Source organism: Bradyrhizobium sp. 22 (assembly GCF_000482425.1).
Classification (GTDB): domain Bacteria; phylum Pseudomonadota; class Alphaproteobacteria; order Rhizobiales; family Xanthobacteraceae; genus Bradyrhizobium; species Bradyrhizobium japonicum_B.
Genome location: NZ_KI519399.1, coordinates 12339 through 33543, shown reverse-complemented (window position 1 = coordinate 33543; position 21205 = coordinate 12339). Strand labels below are relative to the sequence as shown.

Annotated in this window: 19 protein-coding genes; 7 read left to right on the top strand and 12 right to left on the bottom strand. The window is 65.0% G+C overall.

Annotated features, from left to right (window positions below; genetic code table 11):
- The first annotated feature begins 77 nt into the window (after positions 1-77).
- On the top strand, positions 78-752 hold the full coding sequence (locus K410_RS0101435; RefSeq protein WP_028133182.1) for a Crp/Fnr family transcriptional regulator: 675 nt from the start codon (positions 78-80) through the stop codon (positions 750-752).
- Positions 753-755: 3 nt separating this feature from the next.
- Here K410_RS0101435 and K410_RS41500 read toward each other — a convergent pair whose 3' ends face one another.
- The 6 genes from K410_RS41500 to K410_RS0101405 form a co-directional block, all read right to left on the bottom strand.
- A complete protein-coding gene (locus K410_RS41500) occupies positions 756-1121 on the bottom strand; it encodes a DUF5615 family PIN-like protein (RefSeq protein WP_028133181.1) in 366 nt (121 codons plus the stop codon).
- Positions 1118-1357 carry a DUF433 domain-containing protein gene (locus K410_RS0101425; RefSeq protein ID WP_028133180.1) on the bottom strand — a complete coding sequence of 80 codons (240 nt, stop codon included), beginning with the start codon at positions 1355-1357 and terminating at the stop codon, positions 1118-1120. Before K410_RS0101425 ends, K410_RS41500 begins: the two co-directional genes overlap by 4 nt.
- A 61-nt stretch (positions 1358-1418) precedes the next feature.
- Positions 1419-4565, bottom strand: a complete 3147-nt coding sequence (locus K410_RS0101420) for an efflux RND transporter permease subunit (protein ID WP_028133179.1) — start codon at positions 4563-4565, stop codon at positions 1419-1421.
- Positions 4565-5497, bottom strand: a complete 933-nt coding sequence (locus K410_RS0101415; RefSeq protein WP_028133178.1) for an RND family efflux transporter — start codon at positions 5495-5497, stop codon at positions 4565-4567. Before K410_RS0101415 ends, K410_RS0101420 begins: the two co-directional genes overlap by 1 nt.
- A 158-nt stretch (positions 5498-5655) precedes the next feature.
- Entirely contained in the window at positions 5656-6327 is a 672-nt protein-coding gene (locus K410_RS0101410; protein WP_028133177.1) for an OmpA family protein, read from the bottom strand.
- A gap of 146 nt (positions 6328-6473) precedes the next feature.
- The gene (locus tag K410_RS0101405) at positions 6474-8015 is read right to left on the bottom strand and encodes a caspase family protein (protein WP_028133176.1); all 1542 of its coding nucleotides are present in this window, start codon (positions 8013-8015) and stop codon (positions 6474-6476) included.
- 369 nt (positions 8016-8384) lie between these two features.
- Here K410_RS0101405 and K410_RS0101395 point away from each other — a divergent pair, with 369 nt between their 5' ends.
- Positions 8385-9191: an N-acyl homoserine lactonase family protein gene (locus K410_RS0101395; RefSeq protein WP_028133175.1), complete on the top strand. Its 807-nt coding sequence runs from the start codon at positions 8385-8387 to the stop codon at positions 9189-9191.
- A 9-nt stretch (positions 9192-9200) separates the two neighbouring features.
- Here the strand turns inward: K410_RS0101395 and K410_RS0101390 are convergent, their stop codons facing one another.
- Positions 9201-9743, bottom strand: a complete 543-nt coding sequence (locus K410_RS0101390; RefSeq protein ID WP_028133174.1) for a MarR family winged helix-turn-helix transcriptional regulator — start codon at positions 9741-9743, stop codon at positions 9201-9203.
- Positions 9744-9852: 109 nt separating this feature from the next.
- Here K410_RS0101390 and K410_RS0101385 point away from each other — a divergent pair, with 109 nt between their 5' ends.
- From K410_RS0101385 to fahA, 5 genes are all read left to right on the top strand, one after another.
- Positions 9853-11484 carry an FAD-dependent oxidoreductase gene (locus tag K410_RS0101385; RefSeq protein WP_028133173.1) on the top strand — a complete coding sequence of 544 codons (1632 nt, stop codon included), beginning with the start codon at positions 9853-9855 and terminating at the stop codon, positions 11482-11484.
- Positions 11485-11504: 20 nt separating this feature from the next.
- The gene (locus K410_RS0101380) at positions 11505-11729 is read left to right on the top strand and encodes a DUF2783 domain-containing protein (RefSeq protein ID WP_028133172.1); all 225 of its coding nucleotides are present in this window, start codon (positions 11505-11507) and stop codon (positions 11727-11729) included.
- Between the two features lie 37 nt (positions 11730-11766).
- The gene (locus K410_RS0101375; protein WP_028133171.1) at positions 11767-12723 is read left to right on the top strand and encodes an MBL fold metallo-hydrolase; all 957 of its coding nucleotides are present in this window, start codon (positions 11767-11769) and stop codon (positions 12721-12723) included.
- Between the two features lie 2 nt (positions 12724-12725).
- Entirely contained in the window at positions 12726-14072 is a 1347-nt protein-coding gene (gene hmgA / locus K410_RS0101370) for a homogentisate 1,2-dioxygenase (protein WP_028133170.1), read from the top strand.
- A gap of 109 nt (positions 14073-14181) precedes the next feature.
- Positions 14182-15453: a fumarylacetoacetase gene (fahA, locus tag K410_RS0101365; protein WP_028133169.1), complete on the top strand. Its 1272-nt coding sequence runs from the start codon at positions 14182-14184 to the stop codon at positions 15451-15453.
- A 119-nt stretch (positions 15454-15572) separates the two neighbouring features.
- Here the strand turns inward: fahA and K410_RS0101360 are convergent, their stop codons facing one another.
- The 5 genes from K410_RS0101360 to K410_RS0101340 form a co-directional block, all read right to left on the bottom strand.
- Positions 15573-15884, bottom strand: a complete 312-nt coding sequence (locus K410_RS0101360) for a DUF1272 domain-containing protein (protein WP_028133168.1) — start codon at positions 15882-15884, stop codon at positions 15573-15575.
- 84 nt (positions 15885-15968) lie between these two features.
- Complete coding sequence (locus K410_RS0101355) at positions 15969-17084, bottom strand: CaiB/BaiF CoA transferase family protein (RefSeq protein WP_028133167.1); 1116 nt, start codon at positions 17082-17084, stop codon at positions 15969-15971.
- A gap of 199 nt (positions 17085-17283) precedes the next feature.
- On the bottom strand, positions 17284-18084 hold the full coding sequence (locus K410_RS0101350; protein WP_028133166.1) for an FAD binding domain-containing protein: 801 nt from the start codon (positions 18082-18084) through the stop codon (positions 17284-17286).
- 13 nt (positions 18085-18097) lie between these two features.
- Complete coding sequence (locus K410_RS0101345; protein ID WP_028133165.1) at positions 18098-20440, bottom strand: xanthine dehydrogenase family protein molybdopterin-binding subunit; 2343 nt, start codon at positions 20438-20440, stop codon at positions 18098-18100.
- 85 nt (positions 20441-20525) lie between these two features.
- On the bottom strand, positions 20526-21011 hold the full coding sequence (locus tag K410_RS0101340; protein ID WP_028133164.1) for a (2Fe-2S)-binding protein: 486 nt from the start codon (positions 21009-21011) through the stop codon (positions 20526-20528).
- Positions 21012-21205 lie beyond the last annotated feature (194 nt).

The following is a 21205-nucleotide window of genomic DNA, read 5'->3' as shown; positions in this document are numbered from 1 at the left end:
TTTTACGCGATCCTGATGGTGATGGTTTCAAGTGATTTGCCGAGACAACGCACCGGAACGTTCACAAGGACATTGAAATGAGCAAGCAGGCCGAATTTGCGGTCATTCTGAAGATGAACGCGATGTTCGCGGATCTCGGTGCAGACGAGCTCCAGCGGCTGTCCAACCTCTGCCACACCCAGCATCTGGGCAATGGCGAGGTGCTGTTCCAGAAAGGGGACCCCGGCGACGCGCTGTTCGGCGTGCGCCGCGGCCAGGTCCGGATCGAGACCGGCGCCGCCGACGGCAGCCGGCTGACGCTGAACTTCATGGGACCGGGCGACCTGTTCGGCGAGGTCGCGGTGCTGGACGGCCAGAATCGCACCGCGGATGCGACCGCGGGCGAGGCCAGCGAATTGTTCGTGTTGCGGCGCGAAGATTTTCTCAGCTTCCTCGAACGCGAGCCGAAGGTCGCGATCAAGATCATCGCGCTGCTGTGCCAGCGCATCCGCTGGCAGAGCGAGCGCATGGAGGAATCCATGCTGCAGCCGCTGCCGGTGCGCCTGGCGCGACGGCTCTGCGCGCTCGCCGCCGATTTCGGCTCCGAGGTGCACATCTCGCAGGAGCAACTCGGCGTCTTCGTCGGCGCCGCCCGCGAAAGCGTCAACCGTCAGTTGCAGGCCTGGCGCAAGGAGGCGATCCTCGATCTGCAGCGCGGCCGCATCCTGCTTAGGAACATGACCAAGCTGACGGCGATCGCGCGCAACGAATAGGAATCAGCCGATCGGAAGCCTGCGTCGGCGGACACGATCGCGGTCGATGATGATGATGCTGCCCTCGATCTCGTCTTGGGTGAGGGCGGATAGAACCTCCGAGAGTCGGGTTCGGACAGCTGCTTCGGTCCAATCGCCACCTCGGAAGAGAACGAGACTTGGGCTGTCAGTGCCAGCGGTTGCGATGAGGCGAGGGTAGTCAAGATCTGCCGTGACAACTGTGCGCGCCTCCTGCCTGGCGCGATCGATGATTTCAACATCGCTCGCAGCATGAAGGCCTATCTCAGAGGCGTGGACGGCATCATGCCCCGACTCTGTGAGCCAATGCGACAGCACTGGCGAGAGGGGCATGTCGACGAGGAACTTCACTTAGCTGGGACGGCGGGGCGCAGCTCGACGGCCTCATCCTCAGCGAGGACGGCTGCGTAGCGCAACGCTTCGTCAATATCTTCACGTTCGAGATACGGATAGTCGTTCAAAACCGATTCGCGCGTCTCGCCGGCGGCCAGCAGGCCGAGCAGCCGTGCCACCGGAAACCGCAACCCGCGAATGCAGGGCTTGCCTGTGCAGACCGCGGGATCGATCGTGATGCGCGTAAACGTCATCGGCACAATATAGCGTCAGCGCTCGCATTTCACCAGTGCAGGACCGCCGCCTTTCGAGGCTCTATTCCGCCGCGGGGTGCACGATGTTCTTGGGCGCTGGCCCCGCTTCCGCGGCTGCGGCTCCGTGATGGCCCGTCTCGGCGTCCTCGCTATGCACGATCAGCCTTTTGGCGAAGCGCCAGATCAGGGCGCCGAAATCGTCCATCACCATGAACATCGCGGGCACGAACACCAGCGACAGGATGGTCGAGAAGATCAGGCCGCCGATCACCGCGAGCGCCATCGGCGAGCGGAACTCGCCGCCGGCACCGACCGCGAGCGCGCTCGGCATCATGCCTGCGGCCATCGCGATCGTGGTCATCACGATCGGCCGGGCGCGTTTCATGCCGGCGTCGATCATGGCCTCCTCGCGCGGCTTGCCGGCGTGAATGGCCTCGATCGCGAACTCGACCAGCATGATCGCGTTCTTGGTGACGATGCCCATCAGCATCAGGATGCCAATCCACACCGGCGTGGTGAGCTGCTTGCCGGTGAGGAGCAGGGCCGCGATGGCGCCGCCGATCGAGAGCGGCAGCGAGAACAGGATGGTGATCGGCTGCAGGAAGGTGCCGAACAGCAGCACCAGCACGGCATAGACCATCATCAGGCCGGCCGTGATCGCGGTGGCGAAGCCCTCGGACAATTCGTTCAAGCTCTCCGCGTCGCCGGAAGGGGAGACCTTCACGCCCTTCGGCAGGGTCTTCATGACCGGCAGCTCGTAGATCTTCTTGGTGGCATCGCCGAGCGCGGCGGAGCCGACGAGGTCGGCTGCGACGGTGGCCTGCCGCTCGCGGTCGTAGCGGTTGATGCTGGTCGGACCCTGGTCGAGCTTGACGTCGGCGATGACCGCGAGCGGCACGCCGCCCTTCTCGCCGCGCTCGCCGAGCGGCACGCGCAACTGTTCGAGCGTCTTCAGATTGCTGCGCGCGGTATCCTCGAGCTGCACCCGGATCGGTACCAGGCGATCGCCGACGTCGAACTTGGCGAGCGCAGGGCCGACGTCGCCGATGGTGGCCACACGGATGGTCTGCGACAGGCTTTCGGTGGACACGCCGAGCCGTGCGGCGAGATCGGCGCGCGGCTCGATGCGCAATTCGGGACGCTCCAGCGAGGTCTCCGAGATCACATTGGCGATGGTGGGAATGCGCTTCATCTGCGTCGCGAGCTCGCTCGCGACGTTGTTGACGATGTTGGGATCGACACCGGTCACCACCAGCGAGATCGCGCGCAGGCCGTTCTCGTCCAGGAACCAGAAGCGGATGTCGGGAACGTTCTCCAGCTCCTGGCTGATCGAGAACTCGAGCTCGCGCTGGGTGATGTCGCGGCTGCCCTTGGGCGTGTAGTTGATGATCAGGGCGGCGCGCCGCACTTCCTGCGTCCCCGGCGGAACGCGCCCGCCGTCGACGAAGATGCTCTTGACCTCGGGCCGCTTGCGCAGGCGCGCGACGATGTCCTCGGTGACCTTCTCGGTGTAGGCGAGCTGGGTGCCCGGCGGCAGCTCGAGCGCCAGCAGCGAGCGGGCGCTGTCCTGCGCCGGCAGGAAGCCCTGTGGCAGCAGCGTGATGCTCCAGATCGAGGCGGCGAAGACGCCGAAGCCGATCAGCACCGTGATGAAATAGTGCTTCACCGACCAAGCCACGATCCGGTGATAGGAGCGCAGGATGCGCCCCGGCGGCGGCTCCTCGTGCTTGCCATGCTTGAGGAAATAGGCGGCCAGCACCGGCGTGACGAAACGCGCGGCGAGCAGCGAGAAGAACACCTGCACCGAGACGGTGATGCCGAACTGCTTGAAGAACTGTCCGGCGATGCCCGACATGAAGCTTGCGGGCGCGAAGATCGCGATGATGGTCAGCGAGATCGCGATCACCGCGAGGCCGATCTCGTCGGCGGCCTCGAGCGCGGCGCGATAGGGCGATTTGCCCATGTTCATGTGCCGAACGATGTTCTCGATCTCGACGATGGCGTCGTCGACCAGAATACCGGTCGACAGCGTGATGGCGAGGAAGCTGACGAGGTTGAGCGAGAAGCCGAGCAGATCCATCGCCCAGAACGCCGGGAAGATCGACAGCGGCAACGAGATCGCGGCAATGATGGTGGCGCGCAGGTCGCGCAGGAACAGCAGCACGATGATGACGGCGAGGATGGCGCCCTCGAACAGGGTCGAGATCGCCGCGTGGTAATTGCCGTTGGTGTACTCGACCGAGGTGTCGATCACCTTGAGGTCGACGTCGGGATAGGCAGCCTTGAGCGCGTCGATGCGCTTCTGAACGGCCTCGGCCACCTTCACGTCGCTGGCGCCCTTGGAACGCTTGATGCCGAGCGCGACGATCGGCTCGCCGTTGAAGCGGGCGAAGGTGCGGCGATCGGCGATGGTGTCGGTGACGGTGCCGAGATCGTCGAGCCGGACCTCGCCGCCGCCGAACAGCGGAATCATGGTGCCGGCAAGGTCACCCAGCGTCTTGGCGCCCGCGAGCGTGCGGATCGCCTGGTCGTTCTTGCCGATCTCGGCGCGGCCGCCGGCGACGTCGACATTGGTGCCGCGCAGGCTCTGGCTGACATTGACGGCGGTCAGGCCCATGGCCTGCAGGCGGTCCGGGTCGAGCGAGACCAGGATCTCGCGCTCGACGCCGCCGATGCGTTCGACCTGGGCGACGCCGCGGACGCCCTGCAGCGCCCGCTTGACCACGTCGTCGACGAAATAGGAGAGCTGCTCGGGCGTCTTGCCGGGCGAGATCGCGGCATAGGTGACGATCGGCAGGCCGATGACGTCGACGCGCTGGATCAGCGGCTCCGTGACGTTCTGCGGCAGGTTGGAGCGCACGCGCGTCACCGCGTCCTTGACGTCGTTGAGCGCGCGGTCGGTGTTGGTCTCCAGCGCGAACTGAATCGTGGTGACCGACACGCCGTCGGTGATCGAGGAGGTGATGTGCCGCACGCCCTCGACGCCGGAGACGGCGTCTTCGACCGTCTTGGTGACCTGGGATTCGAGCTCGGCGGGTGCCGCGCCGAACTGCGAGACCACGACCGAGATCACGGGAATGTCGGCCGACGGCAGCCGCGTCACTGCGAGCTTGGTGAAGGAGACCCAGCCGAGGATCAGCAGGATGATCGAGAAGACGACCGACGGCAGCGGATTGCGGATCGACCATGCCGAGATATTGAGAGCCATCAGCGTACCCGCGTGCGATCGAGTTCATCGGCGAACATGGTCTTGATCTGGTCGCCGTCATGGAGCGAAGAGCCGGCATCGGCGACGACGATCTCGCCGACCTGGAGCCCTTCCAGGATTTCCGTGGCACTGTCGGACGACAGCCCGACCCGTACCTTGCGCGTCTCGATGGTGTTGCCGCCCTTGACGACCTGAATGGTGAGATGGTCGATCGCGGTCTTGGGAATCGAGACGCCGCAGCTTCGCTTGGCATCGATCGAGGCGCGCGCGAACACGCCGACCTTCAGCGAGGGATTGTTGGTGACGCTGATGCGGACGCGGCCGAGCTGCGTGGCGCGGTCGATCTCGGGCGCGACCAGCCGGACCCGGCCGATCAGATCGGGCGCGTCGTCGCGGCTGATGCGCACGGTGGCGCCGGCGTTGAGCTTGGGCATGTGCACCGCCGGGACCTGAGCATCGAGCTCGATCTCGTTGTTGACGGCGATGCGGAACATCGGACCGGCCTGCGGCGAGGCCGGCGCGCCGACGATGGTGCGGACCTCGGTGATGAGGCCCGGTGCCGGCGCCTTCAGCGAGATCGGACCTTGCGGGCCCGGCCGCTGCGGCTGGCCCGGGATCTGCGGCGGCGCAGTCAGGCGCGCCAGCTCCTGATTGTCGGCGACCATTGCGCCCTCGGTGACCAGGAGGTCGGTGACCCTGGAGCCTTCCTGGTCGGCGATCACAACGGCCTCGCGGCGCGGCACGAAGAAGCCGGTGACACGCACCAGGTCGGAGAAGCAGGCATTGGTCGACTTCGTCACGATGACGAGCGCCTCGCTTTGCGTCTCCTTCGGCTCGGGCCGCTTGCGATGCTCGAACAGATAATAGCCGATGCCGAGTGCCGCGACGAACACCACGGTTCCGGCAGGCTTGAGGTATTCGGAGAGCTTCATCGCCGGATCATCCTGGCCTGGCACACGGCCGTCCGCGCGAGGCCCATCGAGAACGTTTCCCTGAAACGAAGCGGCGTCCCGCAAGGCTGCGGGACGCGCTCTGGAAGCGAGACTTTACACCACATCACGACCGGTCACTTCAAAGGATTGCGTCGTGCTTACTTCGATGCGGTGGTCTTGTTTTCCATATTGACGACCTGCACGCGACGGTTGACTTCCGCCATCGGCTGGCCCGGATCCTTCAGCTTGCTCTTGCCGTAGCCGACGGTGACGAGATCGGTCGCCGAGATGCTGTACTTGTCGACGAGGTAGCGCTTGATCGCGTCCGCGCGACGCTCCGACAGGTCCTGATTGTAGGCTTCGCCGCCGGCAGCGTCGGTATGACCGGCAACCACGAAGGTGGAGCCTTTCAGATCGGGACTGGTCAGCGCGCGACCGAGCGCCTGCACGGAAGGCATCGACTTCGCGCTGATATTGGCGGAGTTGTAGTCGAACGTGATTTCGAGATCGATGTTCGGCTTGTCCTTGGCGACCGATGCGATCTCCTCGCGCTCGGTCGACGACAACGAACGCGTCGAGCGGCCGCGCACCGACTGGATCAGCTTGGTCTCCGCCGCGTTCGGCGCGGGATTGGCCGGCGGGGCGATCGAGAGGCCGCGGGTCAGGGGCTTCTTCGGCGCCGGTGCCAGCGCGCGGACGATGTCGTCCTCGGTGACGTTCTTGCTGTTGCCATCATCGCCCGCATAGGCGGCAGAGGTCGGCAATGACAGCATGGCGCCGACGGTGATGATGGACAGAATCGCGGTAAGCCCTTTTGCAGCCGATCTCATAGCCAGTCCCTCCTGCGCAGCCAGCTCGCGTGCTTCGAAAATTCCGGCAACAAGCGCCCGAAAAGGCGTGTTGCGGCATCCGCCAGATTAGTCGTTCCAGGGCTGTCCAAGGTTCGAGCCTTGGACGGCCTCAATTCAAAAAAATATCAACGCACTCCGTAACTTGCGAATTCTTGAACGATGTTCGGATCCATCGCTTTGGCATTGGCGATATCGAGCGCCCCTTCCTGGGCGGAGCCGTTGCGCTGCTTGGCGAGGCCGCGTCCATAGAGCGAGGAGGTCAGGCGCGGGTTGATCTTCAGGGCTGCGTCGAAATCGGCGATGGCGTTCTTGACCGCGCCCGACTTGAGATTGACGAGCCCCCGGCTGTCCAGCGCATCGACGAAATTCGGCCGCAGCCGCAGCGCCTCGTTGCAATCCTTCAAGGCGCCCTGGAGGTCGCCGACCACGGTGCGGGTCCAGCAACGATTGTTCAGCGCCTCGACGTCCTTCGAGTTGATCCGAAGCGTATCGTCAAAATCCTTGATGGCGAGGTTGTAGGCGCCCTTGCTGGCGTAGACCTGGCCGCGTCGGTACAGCGCGTTCACGTCATCAGGATTGGCGGCAATCTTGGAGGTCAGGCTCTTGATCGTGGGATCGTCGGCCAGGACCGCGGCACTCGGCCCGCTGCCCGCGCTCGGCGCCGGCGCGGGATCGATCGGCGTCACCGGCGGTGGCGGTGGCGGCGGGGGAAGGGCCGCCTCGACCTGCGGCTTCGGCGTGGGGGCCGGGGCGGGTGCGGGTGCAGGCGGAGACGCAGGCGCGGGTGCTGCGGCAATGTCGGCCGGTTTCGGCGGCGGAGGCGATGTCGGCGGCACGGGCGGCGTCGGCGGCGGGTTGTTGACGGCGACCGGCGGCGGCGCGGGCGACGCGCCAGCTGTCGGACGCGATCCGCCGGCTCCCGGGCTGAACGAGAAATCTTCGGCCAATGAAGAGGATATCCACGGCACCTGCTCGCCGCGCGAAGCCCTTGTGACGCCCATCTTGGTGCGGTTCAGCGTCTCTTCGGCCATCAGGTCGGGGACGCGGATTTCCTTCAGGAGCTCCTGGACAAACAGGCTGTGATCGCCGCCGGCGTCCGAGACCACCGAGGCCAGCGCCGCCGAATACATCACCAGCGTGCCGTTCGGCGCGATGACCGGGGTCAGGCCGGCCGAGAAGCTGCGGAACCGACGTTCGAACGGATTGCGCCTGGAGGCATCGATCAGTGCGATCTTGACGCCGGCGCCGCGGGTATTGAGCTCGCCGAGGACGGTCTCGAGGCTGAAACCGTCGCGGCGCACATCGGATTCCGTCCAGATCTGCGCATCGACCGGCAGCATGTAGCTCTGGCGCGCCGACTGGATGCCGAAGCCGCTGAAGAACACCAGCGCCACCGATCCCGGCTTGATCTTGCTGTAGAGCTTGTCGAAGGCGCGGCGCATGCCGTCGCCGGTCAGATTCTCGCCGATATCGACCGTAAAGCCGTCGCGCTTGAGCTCGTCGGCGACGTTGCGCGCGTCATTGATCGGTTCCCTCAGCGGAGCATCCGCGTCCGGATATTTGGCATTGCCGATGACCAGCGCAAAACGCTCACCGGCCGCAAGCGAGGGCGCAGTCGGGACGAGCGAGATGAGCAAGGGCAGAAGAAAAAAGAAGCGAATTTTCATAATCAGCGCGGTCCAGCCAAAAAGGCGCCGTTACCAGCTTGCGCCGCGGCGACCTTAACTTACGCTTCATTCATTATCAAACCGGGGGCGGGGGGCGTCAACCGCTTGGAGATTCGGCGTTATCGCGACGATTGACCGCAACGCCTGGGTATGCCGCAAGGGGAATAAATCGGGTGTCATGGCTGTCCTCGTCGTGATCGGGCTCAGATCCTATCGGCAGCATGGTAGGGCAAGCCCGCCGCCGAAAACGTGATGGGTCTCACATTGAAGGCCCGCCTCGGTCGCGCCGCGCGCGGTTTGACCTTTGCTGCGGACAATGGCTTGCTGCGCTGGATCGTCCCCTAAGACCCACTCAGAAAAGCAAGAACCATGGGAAACGCTTACGAGATCTACGCCCTGCGCTACGCGACGATGTCGCCGCGCACCCCCAGCATGAACTTCCTGGCGCCCGATCCGCATGACAGCGCGGCGCAGGATCTCGACTATTTCGTCTGGTTGATCCGCGGCGGCGGCCGCGACATCCTGGTCGACACCGGCTTCAATGCCGAGGAGGCGAGCGCGCGGGCGCGCAAGCTGACGCTCAACCCGGTCGATGCGCTGGAGCGCTTCGGCGTTGCGGCATCAAGCATTGGCGACGTCATCGTGACGCATCTGCATTACGACCATGCCGGCAATCTCGACCGTTTCCCGAAGGCACGCTTCCATCTGCAGGAGCGCGAGATGGCCTACGCGACCGGCCGCTGTATGTGCAACGGCCTGCTGCGTCATCCGTTCTCGGTCGAGCACGTCACGCAGATGGTGCGCCACGTCTATGGCGAGCGCGTCACCTTCTATTCCGGCGACGGCGAGGTCGCGCCCGGCGTCACTGTGCATCGTGTCGGCGGCCATTCCGACGGCTTGCAGGTGGTCAAGGTCGAAACCGCGCGCGGGCCGGTGGTGCTGGCATCCGATGCCGCGCATTACTACGCCAATCTGCAGCGCAGGAGCCCGTTCCCGATCGTCTACAACGTCGGCGACATGGCGGTGGGCTGGGAGACGATCGAGCGCCTTGCCGGCCATCCTGATCGGTTCATTCCAGGCCACGATCCGATCGTGACGGAAATCTATCCGCGCGCCAGCGACAAGGTCGACGCCTTCGCGCTGCACCTGCCGCCGACAAGATCGTTCGCGAAATGACAGCGAGGGCTAATACGCCTGCTTCGCATCCGCCTCTTCGCTGGTCTGGATCAGATCGAGGCTCTGCTCGATCTTGCCGAGCAGCACGGACAGCTGCTTGCGCTCCTGCGCGGAGAGGCAGGCGAGGATCTCGTCTTCACGCCGCAGCAATTGCGGGAACAGCTGCTCGTAGAGGGAGCGGCCCTTCGCCGTCAGTCGCAGACGGAATTCGCGGCGGTCGGCTTGGTTCTCGACCCGCTCGATCAGCTCCTGGTGGAGCAGCGTGGTCACCGCGCGGCTGATGGTGGATTTGTGCGTGCGGGTGCATTGCGCAATGAACTGCGCGCTGCAGGCATCAACGCGGAACCCGAGCGTGGCGATCACGCGCCAGGCCGGGATGTCGAGACCGTGGCGTTCCTGATACTCGACCGAGAGCGCGGCACTGACCTCGGCCGCGAGCCGGTTGAGCCGGAACGGCACGAACTTGAACAGGTCGAGCCGCGCCTCGCGCTGCACTGAGGCCTGATCGGGCTCGCGCGCCTTCAGTGCGGTGTCGCTGGATGTCCTCGCCAAGAGAGTGCTCCGAATTCCAGTTGACGGCCGGCCGGCTCCGGTCCAAAATAGTTGCACGTGAGACTATCTAGCAGATTGGTCCCCTTCTGACCAGAGCCGAGGTTCGTGTATGGCGCAGGCCAGGACACTTGAGGTCAAGGCGCAGCAGGCGAAAGCCCAGTTCGGCTATCGCCGCCATCCCGATCAGGACCGCGCCAGCCAAAGCCCGGCCGAGCATCCGGTCGTGGTTGTCGGCGCTGGCCCGGTCGGGCTGTCGCTTGCGATCGATCTGGCCCAGCGCGGCCAGCGCGTCGTCCTGCTGGATGACGCCGACCGCATCGGCGAAGGCTCGCGCGCGATCTGCTTCTCGAAGCGGTCGCTGGAATATTGGGACCGGCTCGGCGTCGGCGACCGCATGGTTGCCAAGGGCGTGGTGTGGAGCGTCGGCCGGATCTTTCACGGAGAGTCCCAGCTCTACCAGTTCAATCTCCTGCCTGAAGACGGCCACAAGCGGCCGGCCTTCATCAACCTGCAGCAATATTACGCCGAGGCCTATCTGGTCGATCGCGTCAGCGAGCTTCCGGAGATCGACCTGCGCTGGCGCAACAAGGTGACGGCGCTGGAGCAGCGTAATGATGGCGTGGCGCTGACGATCGAGACGCCGGAGGGCGCCTATCGCCTGCATGCGTTGTATGTGATCGCCTGCGACGGCGCGCGGTCCTCGCTGCGGCAGATGGTCGGCGCCGAGTTCGCGGGGCAGGTGTTCGAGGACCAGTTCCTGATCGCCGACGTCAAGATGACCGCGGAATTCCCGACCGAGCGCTGGTTCTGGTTCGATCCGCCGTTCCATGCCGGCCGCTCCGCGCTGCTGCACAAGCAGCCCGACGACGTCTGGCGCATCGATCTTCAGCTCAATCGCTATGCCGACCCCGTGGTCGAGAAGAAGCCCGAGAACGTGCGGCCGCGGATCGCGCGCATGCTGGGCCACGACAAGTTCGAGTTCGAGTGGATCTCGCTCTACAAATTCCAATGCCGGCGGATGGACCGCTTCATCCACGGCCGGGTGATCTTCGCGGGCGATTCCGCGCACCAGGTCTCGCCGTTCGGTGCGCGCGGCGCCAATTCCGGGCTCGAGGACGCGGAAAATCTGTCGTGGAAGCTCGACCGTGTGCTGCGCGGCACGTCGCCGGCGAGCCTGCTCGAAAGCTATCATGCCGAGCGCAGCCTGGCGGCCGACGAGAACATCCGCCAATCCACCCGCTCGACCGATTTCATGGCGCCGAACTCGCATCAGGAAGCGCGGCTGCGCAAAGCGGTGCTGTCGCTCGCCAAGGAGACCGAGTTCGGCAAGCGCATGGTCAATGGCGGCCGGCTGTCGGTGCCGTGCAGCTACGATTCCCCGTTGTCGTCGCCGGATGCCGATGCCTGGCACGGCGGGCCGCCTCCCGGCTGCTCCATGCTCGATGCGCCGATCGCCGAACAGGCGTACCTGACGGATGCATTCCGCAAAGGCGGAACGGACTTCACCCTGCTGTCGTTCAGCAATGGTGCCGCGATCGATCCGCCCGCCGGCGTCAAGGCGATCCGGATCGGCGGCGAGAGCGGGCTTGCCGATCCCGCCGGCCTCGTCGCCAAGCGCTATGATGCCGGGCCCGGCACGGCCTATCTGCTCAGGCCGGACGGCTACGTCACGGCGCGCTTCCGTCATCCGACACGCGAGGCCGTGGCTGCGGCGCTGTCGCGCGCCCAAGGTTTGAATTGACGGCTTGAATCGAGGTTTGCATGCCGCTCTCCACCGACTCCAATTTCGCGCGGCCTGACGATGCCTTTCGCGCCGTCGTCGAAGCGCATCGCGGGCTCACCGAGGAGCAGAGCGCCGATCTCGACGCGGCGCTGGTGCTGATCCTCGCCAATCATATCGGCGACATCGACGTGCTGCGCGAGGCGATCGGGCTCGCCAAGCGCCGCATGATCGACGGCCAGCAGCAGCAACAACAGCAGCAATGACCCCGATAACTCAAAGCAAAGCTCAAAGGACGAATTGATGGCGAAGAACTTCGCATCCACCGGCGATCTCGCCGAGAAGAAGATCACCTTCTCCGAGATCGGCACCGATCTCTATGCCTTCACCGCCGAGGGCGACCCGAACACCGCCGTGATCGTCGGCGACGACGGCTGCCTGGTGTTCGACGCGCAGGCAACACCTGCGATGGCCAACAAGGTGATCGAGCGCGTCCGCGCCGTGACCGACAAGCCGATCAAATATGTCGTGCTGTCGCATTATCACGCCGTGCGGGTGCTGGGGGCCTCCGCCTACAAGGCGCAGGGCATCGTCGCCTCGCAGGAGACGTATCGGCTGATCGCCGAGCGCGGCAAGCAGGACTGGGATTCCGAATACGGCCGCTTCCCGCGCCTGTTCCAGGACGCGCAGAGCATTCCCGGCCTGACCTGGCCGACGCTCACCTTCGAAGGCGAGCTGACGATCTATCTCGGCAAGCGCGAGGTGCGGCTGATGCAGCTCGGCGCCGGCCACACCTCCGGCGACATCGTCGCCTGGGTGCCGGATGCCGAGGTCATGTTCTCCGGCGACCTGATCGAATATCACTCGGCCTGCTATTGCGGCGATGCGCATTTGCGCGAATGGCCGATGACGCTGAACGAGATCCGCAACTTCAATCCCAAGGCCATCGCGCCGGGCCGCGGCGACGCGCTGAAGGGCACCGCCACGGTGCGCGAGGCCATCGCGATGACGCGCGATTTCGTCACCTCGCTCTATGGCGCCGCCGAGATCTCCGTCGCCAGGGGCCGCAGCTTGAAGGAATCGATGGCCGCGACCCGCGAGGTGATGGATCCGAAGTTCTCCAGCTTCGCCATCTACGAGCACTGCCTGCCGTTCAACGTCTCGCGCGCCTATGACGAGGCGTCGGGGATCGACGATCCCGTGATCTGGACCGACAAGCGCGACCAGGAGATGTGGGCCGCCCTGCAAGGAGGAGGATAGTCATGAACATCAACACCTCGCCCGATCAGATCATCCGCAGCTCGGCGCAGGTGACGCCGGGCTACATGTCCGGATTCGGCAACAGTTTTGAGACCGAGGCGCTGCCGGGCGCGCTGCCGATCGGACGCAACTCGCCGCAGCGCTGCGCCTACGGGCTCTATGCCGAGCAATTGTCGGGCTCGCCCTTCACCGCGCCGCGCGGCAGCAACGAGCGCTCCTGGCTCTACCGCATCCGCCCCTCGGTGAAGCATTCCGGCCGCTTCGAGAAGGTCGATGCCGGGCTGTGGCGCTCGGCGCCGTGCCACGAATACGATCTGCCGATCGCGCAGCTGCGCTGGGATCCGACGCCGCTGCCGAAGGAGGACGTCACCTTCCTGCAGGGCGTGCAGACCATGACGACGGCGGGTGACGTCAACACCCAGGCCGGCATGGCCGCGCATGTCTACCTCATCACCAAGTCGATGGTGGATCAGCATTTCTACAATGCCGATGGCGAGCTGATGTTCGTGCTGCAGCAGGGCAATCTTCGGCTCGTCACCGAGTTCGGCCGCATCGAGGCCGAGCCCGGCGAGATCGTGGTGATCCCGCGCGGCGTCAAGTTCCGTGTCGAGATTCCGAACGGTCCGGCGCGCGGCTATCTCTGCGAGAATTACGGCGGAGCGTTCACGCTGCCGGAGCGCGGGCCGATCGGCGCCAATTGCCTGGCCAATGCGCGCGACTTCCTCACGCCGGTCGCGCATTACGAGGACAAGGATACGCCGACCGAGCTCTACGTGAAATGGGGCGGTTCGCTGTTCAGGACGAAATTGCCGCACTCGCCGATCGACGTCGTCGCCTGGCACGGCAATTACGCGCCCTACAAATATGACCTGCGTACCTTCTCGCCGGTCGGCGCGATCGGGTTCGATCATCCCGATCCCTCGATCTTCACGGTGCTGACCTCGCCGTCGGAGACGGCGGGCACGGCGAATATCGACTTCGTCATCTTCCCCGAGCGCTGGATGGTGGCCGACAACACCTTCCGTCCGCCCTGGTACCACATGAACATCATGAGCGAGTTCATGGGCTTGATCTACGGCGTCTACGACGCCAAGCCGCAAGGCTTCGTCCCCGGCGGCATGAGCCTGCACAATTGCATGCTGCCGCACGGCCCCGACCGCGACGCCTTCGAGCACGCCAGCAACGGCGAATTGAAGCCGGTGAAGCTGACCGGCACCATGGCCTTCATGTTCGAGACCCGCTACCCGCAGCGCGTCACCGCGCACGCGGCCAACGCCGCCACGCTGCAGGACGATTATGCGGATTGCTGGAAGGGCCTGGAGAAGAAGTTCGATCCGAGCAAGCCGTAAGTTTTGCTGTCCGTCATCGCCGGGCTTGACCCGGCGATCCATCCCTCTTTGAAATGATGGATGCCCGGGTCAAGCCCGGGCATGACGATTTTCCGATTGGAGAATTCGCGTGCCCCACCCCAACGACCCCAGCCTGCGCTCCTTCATCGACGTCGATCCTTCTTCCGACTTCCCGATCCAGAACCTGCCCTACGGCGTGTTCTCGACCGCGGCCAATCCGACCGCGCGCGTCGGCGTCGCGATCGGCGATTACGTGCTCGATCTCTGGGTGCTCGAGCAGGATTCCCGCCTCGATGTCGGTCCGCTCGGCGTGTTCTCCGGGGCGTCGCTCAACCCCTTCATGGCGCTGGGGCCGAAGGTCTGGGCCAAGACACGGGCACGGATCAGCGAGCTGTTGCGCCACGATCATCCGGAGCTGCGCGACAACGAGGAGCTGCGCCGGCAGGCGCTGGTGCCGATGCGCGATGCCAGGCTGCACATGCCCTTCGCGGTCTCCGGTTACACCGATTTCTATTCCTCGAAGGAACACGCCACCAATGTCGGCGTGATGTTCCGCGGCAAGGACAATGCGCTGCAGCCGAACTGGCTGCATATGCCGATCGCCTATAACGGCCGCGCCTCCACTGTCGTGGTCTCCGGCACCAAGGTGAAGCGGCCTCGCGGGCAACTGAAGCCGCCGAATGTCGAGGTGCCGAGCTTTGCGCCCTGCAAGCGGCTCGACTTCGAGCTGGAGATGGGGGTCGTGATCGGCCAGCCCTCGCCGATGGGCGGCATGCTCAACGAGCAACAGGCGGAGGAGATGATCTTCGGCTTCGTGCTGCTCAACGACTGGAGCGCGCGCGACATCCAGCAATGGGAATATGTGCCGCTCGGGCCGTTCTTAGCCAAGGCGTTCGCGACCTCGATCAGCCCCTGGGTGGTGACGCGCGAGGCGCTGGAGCCGTTCCGGCTGAAGGGACCGGAGCAGGAGCCGGTGCCGCTCGATTATCTCAAGCAGAGCAAGCCGCAGAATTACGATGTCGAGCTCGACGTCGCCTTGCGCGCCGCCGGCGCCAACGCGCCCGCGAGCATCAGCCGCACCAATTTCAAGTACATGTACTGGTCCTCGGTGCAGCAGCTGATGCACCATGCCTCCTCGGGCTGCGCTATGAATGTCGGCGATCTCTTAGGCAGCGGCACCATCTCCGGTCCCGAGAAGAACCAGCGCGGCAGCCTGCTCGAGATCAGCTGGAACGGCACCGAGCCGGTCGAGCTGCCCGGCGGCGCCAGGCGCTCGTTCCTGGAAGACGGCGACAGCCTCATCATGCGCGGCTGGTGCCAGGGCAACGGCTACCGCGTCGGCTTCGGCGAGGTCGAGGGGACGATTCTGCCGGCGGAGTAGCCGGAGTCGCTACTGCAAACGCTGTCATTGCGAGCGAAGCGAAGCAATCCAGAATGTTTCCGCGGAGGGATCCTGGATTGCTTCGTCGCAAGGGCTCCTCGCAATGACGTGGAGAGAGCCTACCGCCTCTCCGGCGGCACGTCGCGGATCCGTGCGCAATGCGCGGCGACGTCCTCGACGCTGTATTTCAGGTGCACCCGCTTGTCGGATGGCGCCTGCTTCGCGATGCAGACCCCCGGCCGCCATTCCTGCGCGGGCCGGATCGGGCGCGGCGCAAAGCCGCCGCCGCAGTTCGGGCAGACGTTGAAGAGTTTCGTCTCGACGCAGTCCGCGCAGAACGTGCATTCGTAGGAGCAGATCCGCGCGTCCGTTGCGTTTGGCGGCAGGTCGCGGTCGCAATATTCGCAGTTCGGCCGAAGCTGGAGGGCCATGACAAATCTCCGGGATCGACCACGATCATCGCAGATCGCGCGCGGATCGCGAATGACGTAGTTCCCTCGATTTCCGCCGGGCCCTCAGGAGCGTCCCGTCTTCCAGGCCGTCGTCACCGCGGCGATCTCCGCCGACTCCGGCTCACGCACCGCCGAGGGCGTGCGCGAGAAGCGCGGCGCGGGACCGGGCTGCTTCACGCCGTGGCGCTCGATGAACACGTTGCGGGCGACCATGTGCGGATGCCTTGTCGACTCCGACATGGTCAGCACCGGCGCGAAGCAGATGTCGGTGCCTTCCATGATCTTGCACCAATCCTCGCGCGTCTTGCTCTTGAACACCGTCTTGAGCTTCTCCTTCAGCGCCGGCCACGCCTTGGGGTTCATCTGCGCGTCGAAATCGGCATCGGTCAGGCCGGCGTGCTGGCGCAGCAGCGCGTAGAATTGCGGCTCGATCGAGCCGATCGAGATGAAATGACCGCAGGCGCATTCGTAGACGCCGTAGAAATGCGCGCCGCCGTCGAGGAAGTTCTGGTCGCGCCCCTCGGTCCAGCGCCCCATATTGGCCATGTCGAAGAAGAACGACATCAGCGAGGCCGCGCCGTCGCACATCGCGGCGTCGACGACCTGGCCCTTGCCTGATCTCTGCGCGTCCAGCAGCGCTGCGAGCACGCCGACGACGAGATAGAGCGCGCCGCCGCCGAAATCGCCGACCAGGTTGAGCGGCGGCACCGGCGCTTCCTTCGTGCCGATGGCGGCGAGCGCGCCGGTGATCGAGATGTAATTGATGTCGTGGCCGGCGGCGTTGGCGAGCGGGCCGTCCTGGCCCCAGCCGGTCATGCGGCCATAGACCAGCTTGGGGTTGCGCGCGAGCACGACGTCCGGGCCGAGGCCGAGCCGCTCCATCACGCCGGGCCGAAAACCCTCGACCAGCGCATCGGCGCTCGCGAGCAGATCCAGCACTTGCGCGATCGCCGCCTTGTCCTTGAGGTCGAGCTCGATCACCTTGCGACCGCGACCCGCGACCGACTTCATGTTTTTCTTCGCACCGACGCGGTCGAGCGTGACGACATCGGCGCCCATGTCCGCCAGCATCATGCAGGCGAACGGGCCGGGCCCGATGCCGGCGAATTCGACGATGCGGAAGCCCGAGAGCGGGCCGGAGTTGCGGACGGACGAGGTGGGGGCTGGTTTGTCGAGCACGTTGTTGTTTCCTCGGGTCGCGGGCGCATGCGCCTGATGCGGCAATCGCCTCTGACGTTTCTTCTGTTGAGCGAGTTAATCGGCCGATTAACTTTTCTCGCCTTCGCGCCAGCGAGGCAAGCGGTTTTCATGCCGCATGGCCAAAATAAAGCGGCGCGCACCGAAGTGCGCGCCGCGGAAAATTTGCGTCGAGACGCTGTCAGCGCGCCGCGGCCACCGCGCGTTGCGCCATCACCTTGATGAGATTGGCGCGATAATCCGCCGAGCCGTGGATATCGGCCAGCAATCCGTTCGCCGAGATGCTGACGCCGTCGATCGCCGATGGCGACCAGTTCGCCTTCAGGGCGGCTTCGATGGCGGGGACCCGCATCACGCCGCTCTGCGAGGCGCCGGTCGCGGCGACGCGAACCTCGCCCGCCTTGGTCTGGGCGACGAACACCCCGGTCAGCGCGAAGCGCGAGGCCGGATGGCGCATCTTCTCGTAGCCTGCCTTCGCCGGCACCGGGAACGACACGGCGGTGATGAGCTCGCCGTCCTCCAGGGCCGTGGTGAACAGGCCCTTGAAGAAGTCGTCCGCCGCGATCGACCGCTTGTTGGTCTTGACGGTGGCACCGAGCGCGAGCAGCGCGGCCGGGAAGTCCGCGGCGGGATCGTTGTTGGCAATCGAGCCGCCGATCGTGCCGCGATAGCGTACGGCAGGGTCGCCCAGCACCGAGGTGAGATGGGCGATCGCAGGGATAGCCTTCTTCACGTCGGCATTCGTCATGATGTCGTAATAGGTCGTGGCGGCCTTGATGGTCAGCGTGTCGCCCGACAATTCGACGCCCTGCAGCTCCTTGATCTTGCCGAGGTCTATGACGTCGGAGGGGCTTGCGAGGCGCTGCTTCATCACGGGCAGCAGCGTCTGGCCGCCGGCCAGGAACTTCGCTTCGCTGCTCTTGCCGAACAGGCTGACGGCCTCGTCGACCGAGGAGGCGCGATGATAAGTGGTCTGGTACATTTTCGGTCCTCCCTCAAGCCGCGTGGATGGTGCGCCAGACCCGGTCAGGGGTCGCGGGCATTTCCAGATTGTTCTTGCCGATCGCATCCGTGATCGCGTTGATCACGGCCGCTGACGCCCCGATCGCGCCGGCCTCACCGCAACCCTTGATGCCCAAGGGATTGCCCGGGCACAGCGTCGTGGTGTGGGAGAGGTTGAACGACGGCACGTCGTCGGCGCGCGGCATGGCGTAGTCCATGAACGAGGCCGTGACCGGCTGGCCGTTGGCATCGTAGATCGCATGCTCGAGCAGGGCCTGCCCGATGCCTTGAACAAGGCCGCCATGGACCTGGCCCTCCACGATCATCGGGTTGATCAGCCGGCCGAAATCGTCGGCCGCGACGAAGTTGACGAAGGAGGTCTTGCCGGTGCCGGGATCGACCTCGAGCTCGCAGATATAGGTGCCGGCCGGGAAGGTGAAGTTGGTCGGGTCGTAGAAGGCGCTCTCCTTCAGGCCCGGCTCCATCCCCTCGGGAAGATTGTGCGCGGTGTAGGCCGCGAGCGCGACCATCGGCAGGGCGATCGCCTTGTCGGTGCCTGTTACCTTGAACTCGCCGTTCTCGATGACGATGTCGGCCTCGGAAGCTTCCAGCGCATGGGCCGCAATCTTCTTGGCCTTCGATTCCATCTTCTCCATCGCCTTCAGGATCGCGGTAAGGCCGACGGCGGCCGAGCGCGAGCCGTAGGTGCCCATGCCGAACTGCACCTTGTCGGTGTCGCCATGGACGATCGAGACCTGGCTGATGGGAACGCCGAGGCGCTCCGCGACGAGCTGGCAGAACGTGGTCTCGTGACCCTGGCCGTGGCTGTGCGACCCCGTCAGGATCTCGATGGTGCCGACCGGATTGACCCGCACCTCGGCCGATTCCCACAGGCCGACGCCGGCGCCCAGGCTGCCGACCGCCTTCGACGGCGCGATGCCGCAGGCCTCGATATAGCAGGACACGCCGATGCCGCGCAGCTTGCCGTCGGCTTTCGCCTTGGCCTTGCGGGCGGGGAAGCCGGCATAATCGATCGCCTTCATCGCAGCATCGAGCGACGCGTTGAAGTCGCCGGTGTCGTACGCCATGATCACGGGCGTCTGGTGCGGGAATTGGGTGATGAAGTTGGTCCGCCGCAGCTCGGCCGGATCGACCTTGAGCTGCCGGGCCGCCGTTTCCATCAGACGTTCGACCAGATAGCTCGCTTCGGGACGGCCTGCGCCACGATAGGCGTCGACCGGCGTGGTATTGGTGTAGACCCCGATCACCTCGGCATGGATCGCCGGGATGTTGTACTGGCCCGACAGCAGCGTCGCGTAGAGATAGGTCGGCACCGAGGACGAGAACAGCGACATGTAGGCGCCGAAATTGGCGTAGGTCTTCACCTTGAAGCCCAGAATCTTATTCTGGGCGTCGAACGCCATCTCGGCATGGGTCACATGGTCGCGGCCATGCGCGTCGGTGAGGAAGGCCTCGGTGCGGTCGCCGGTCCATTTCACGGGACGGCCGACTTTCTTCGAGGCCCACAGCGCTACCATCTCTTCGGGATAGATGAAGATCTTGGAACCGAAGCCGCCGCCGACATCGGGGGCGATCACGCGCAGCTTGTGCTCGGGCGCGATGTTGTAGAACGCCGACAGCACGAGGCGGGCGACGTGCGGGTTCTGCGAGGTCGTGTAGAGCGTGAAATGCTCTTCCGCCGCGTCGTAATCGGCGATCGCCGCCCGCGGCTCCATGGCATTGGGGGCGAGGCGGTTGTTGGTGACGTCGAGCTTGACCACATTGGCGGCCTTGGCGAAGGCCGCATCGGTGGCGCCCTCGTCGCCGATCACCCAGTCATAGACCTGGTTGCCGGGCGCTTCGGGATGAAGCTGCGGCGCGCCTGATTTGATCGCGGCCTGGACGTCGGCGACCGCGGGAAGCTCTTCATAATCGACGACGACCGCTTCCGCAGCATCGCGCGCCAGATTCTTGCTTTCGGCGATCACGACCGCGACGGCCTGTCCGACGAAGCGCACCGTCTCCGGCGCCATCGCCGGCCATGCGCCCATCTTCATCGGGCTGCCGTCCTTGGAGGTGATGGCCCAGCCGCAGATCAAATTGCCGACCTTGTCGTCGACGATCTCTCGGCCCGTGAGCACCGCGACCACGCCCGGCATCTTCAGCGCGGCGGACGAATCGATCTTCTTCACCTTGGCGTGGGCGTGCGGGCTGCGGATGAAATGGGCATGGGTCATGCCCGTCAGCTTGATGTCGTCGACGTAGCGGCCCTTGCCGGTGATGAAACGCTTGTCTTCCTTGCGCACGACGCGCGCGCCGATACCTTCAACACCCATGTCTGGTCCTCCCGACCGGAATTTTTATGGCTGCGCTTTGTTTCGAAAGCAGCAGGCGGTGATTCTTCTTTCGAGGCGCGCCGCTTTACTCGGCCGCCTGCGAGACCTTCATGCGCCCGGCTGCATCCAGCACGGCCTTGACGATGTTGTGGTAGCCGGTACAGCGGCAGATATTGCCTTCCAGCTCGCTGCGGACGGTGGCCTCGTCGAGCTGACCCCCATGGCGATGCACGATGTCGATCGCCGACATGATCATGCCCGGCGTGCAATAGCCGCATTGCAGGCCGTGATTGTCGCGGAAGGCGGCCTGCATCGGGTGCAGCTCGTCGCCCTTGGCGATGCCCTCGATGGTGGTGATGGTGGCGCCGTCGGCCTGGCCCGCCAGCATGGTGCAGGATTTCACCGCCTTGCCATCCATATGGACCACGCAGGCTCCGCACTGGCTGGTGTCGCAGCCGACATGGGTCCCGGTGAGGTTGAGGTGATCGCGCAGAAGCTGGACCAGCAGCGTGCGGTCCTCGACATCGACGGCAACGGCCTTGCCGTTCACCGTCAGTTTGACTGTAGACACTTGAAGTCCTCCCAAAGTGATTTTGATTGGTTCTAATTAGAAACAGCGCAACGGAACTTTGCAACTGGCATTTTGATGATCCGGCGTCACGGAGTGGTCATCCTTGCGCCGCGCGATTCGGTCATGACGCTTCAAGCCGTCGCCAACACGTGGCGCGGCCGCAAGGCAGGTCTGGAAAGTTTGGCATCGCCTCC

Bases quoted from the DNA above. Each gene is read 5' to 3' on its own strand.
- K410_RS0101435 (WP_028133182.1), top strand. From the start codon at position 78: ATGAGCAAGCAGGCCGAATTTGCGGTCATTCTGAAGATGAACGCGATG.
- K410_RS0101425 (WP_028133180.1), bottom strand. From the start codon at position 1,357: ATGACGTTTACGCGCATCACGATCGATCCCGCGGTCTGCACAGGCAAG.
- K410_RS0101420 (WP_028133179.1), bottom strand. From the start codon at position 4,565: ATGGCTCTCAATATCTCGGCATGGTCGATCCGCAATCCGCTGCCGTCG.
- K410_RS0101415 (WP_028133178.1), bottom strand. From the start codon at position 5,497: ATGAAGCTCTCCGAATACCTCAAGCCTGCCGGAACCGTGGTGTTCGTC.
- K410_RS0101410 (WP_028133177.1), bottom strand. From the start codon at position 6,327: ATGAGATCGGCTGCAAAAGGGCTTACCGCGATTCTGTCCATCATCACC.
- K410_RS0101405 (WP_028133176.1), bottom strand. From the start codon at position 8,015: ATGAAAATTCGCTTCTTTTTTCTTCTGCCCTTGCTCATCTCGCTCGTC.
- K410_RS0101395 (WP_028133175.1), top strand. From the start codon at position 8,385: ATGGGAAACGCTTACGAGATCTACGCCCTGCGCTACGCGACGATGTCG.
- K410_RS0101385 (WP_028133173.1), top strand. From the start codon at position 9,853: ATGGCGCAGGCCAGGACACTTGAGGTCAAGGCGCAGCAGGCGAAAGCC.
- K410_RS0101380 (WP_028133172.1), top strand. From the start codon at position 11,505: ATGCCGCTCTCCACCGACTCCAATTTCGCGCGGCCTGACGATGCCTTT.
- K410_RS0101375 (WP_028133171.1), top strand. From the start codon at position 11,767: ATGGCGAAGAACTTCGCATCCACCGGCGATCTCGCCGAGAAGAAGATC.
- hmgA (WP_028133170.1), top strand. From the start codon at position 12,726: ATGAACATCAACACCTCGCCCGATCAGATCATCCGCAGCTCGGCGCAG.
- K410_RS0101360 (WP_028133168.1), bottom strand. From the start codon at position 15,884: ATGGCCCTCCAGCTTCGGCCGAACTGCGAATATTGCGACCGCGACCTG.
- K410_RS0101350 (WP_028133166.1), bottom strand. From the start codon at position 18,084: ATGTACCAGACCACTTATCATCGCGCCTCCTCGGTCGACGAGGCCGTC.
- K410_RS0101345 (WP_028133165.1), bottom strand. From the start codon at position 20,440: ATGGGTGTTGAAGGTATCGGCGCGCGCGTCGTGCGCAAGGAAGACAAG.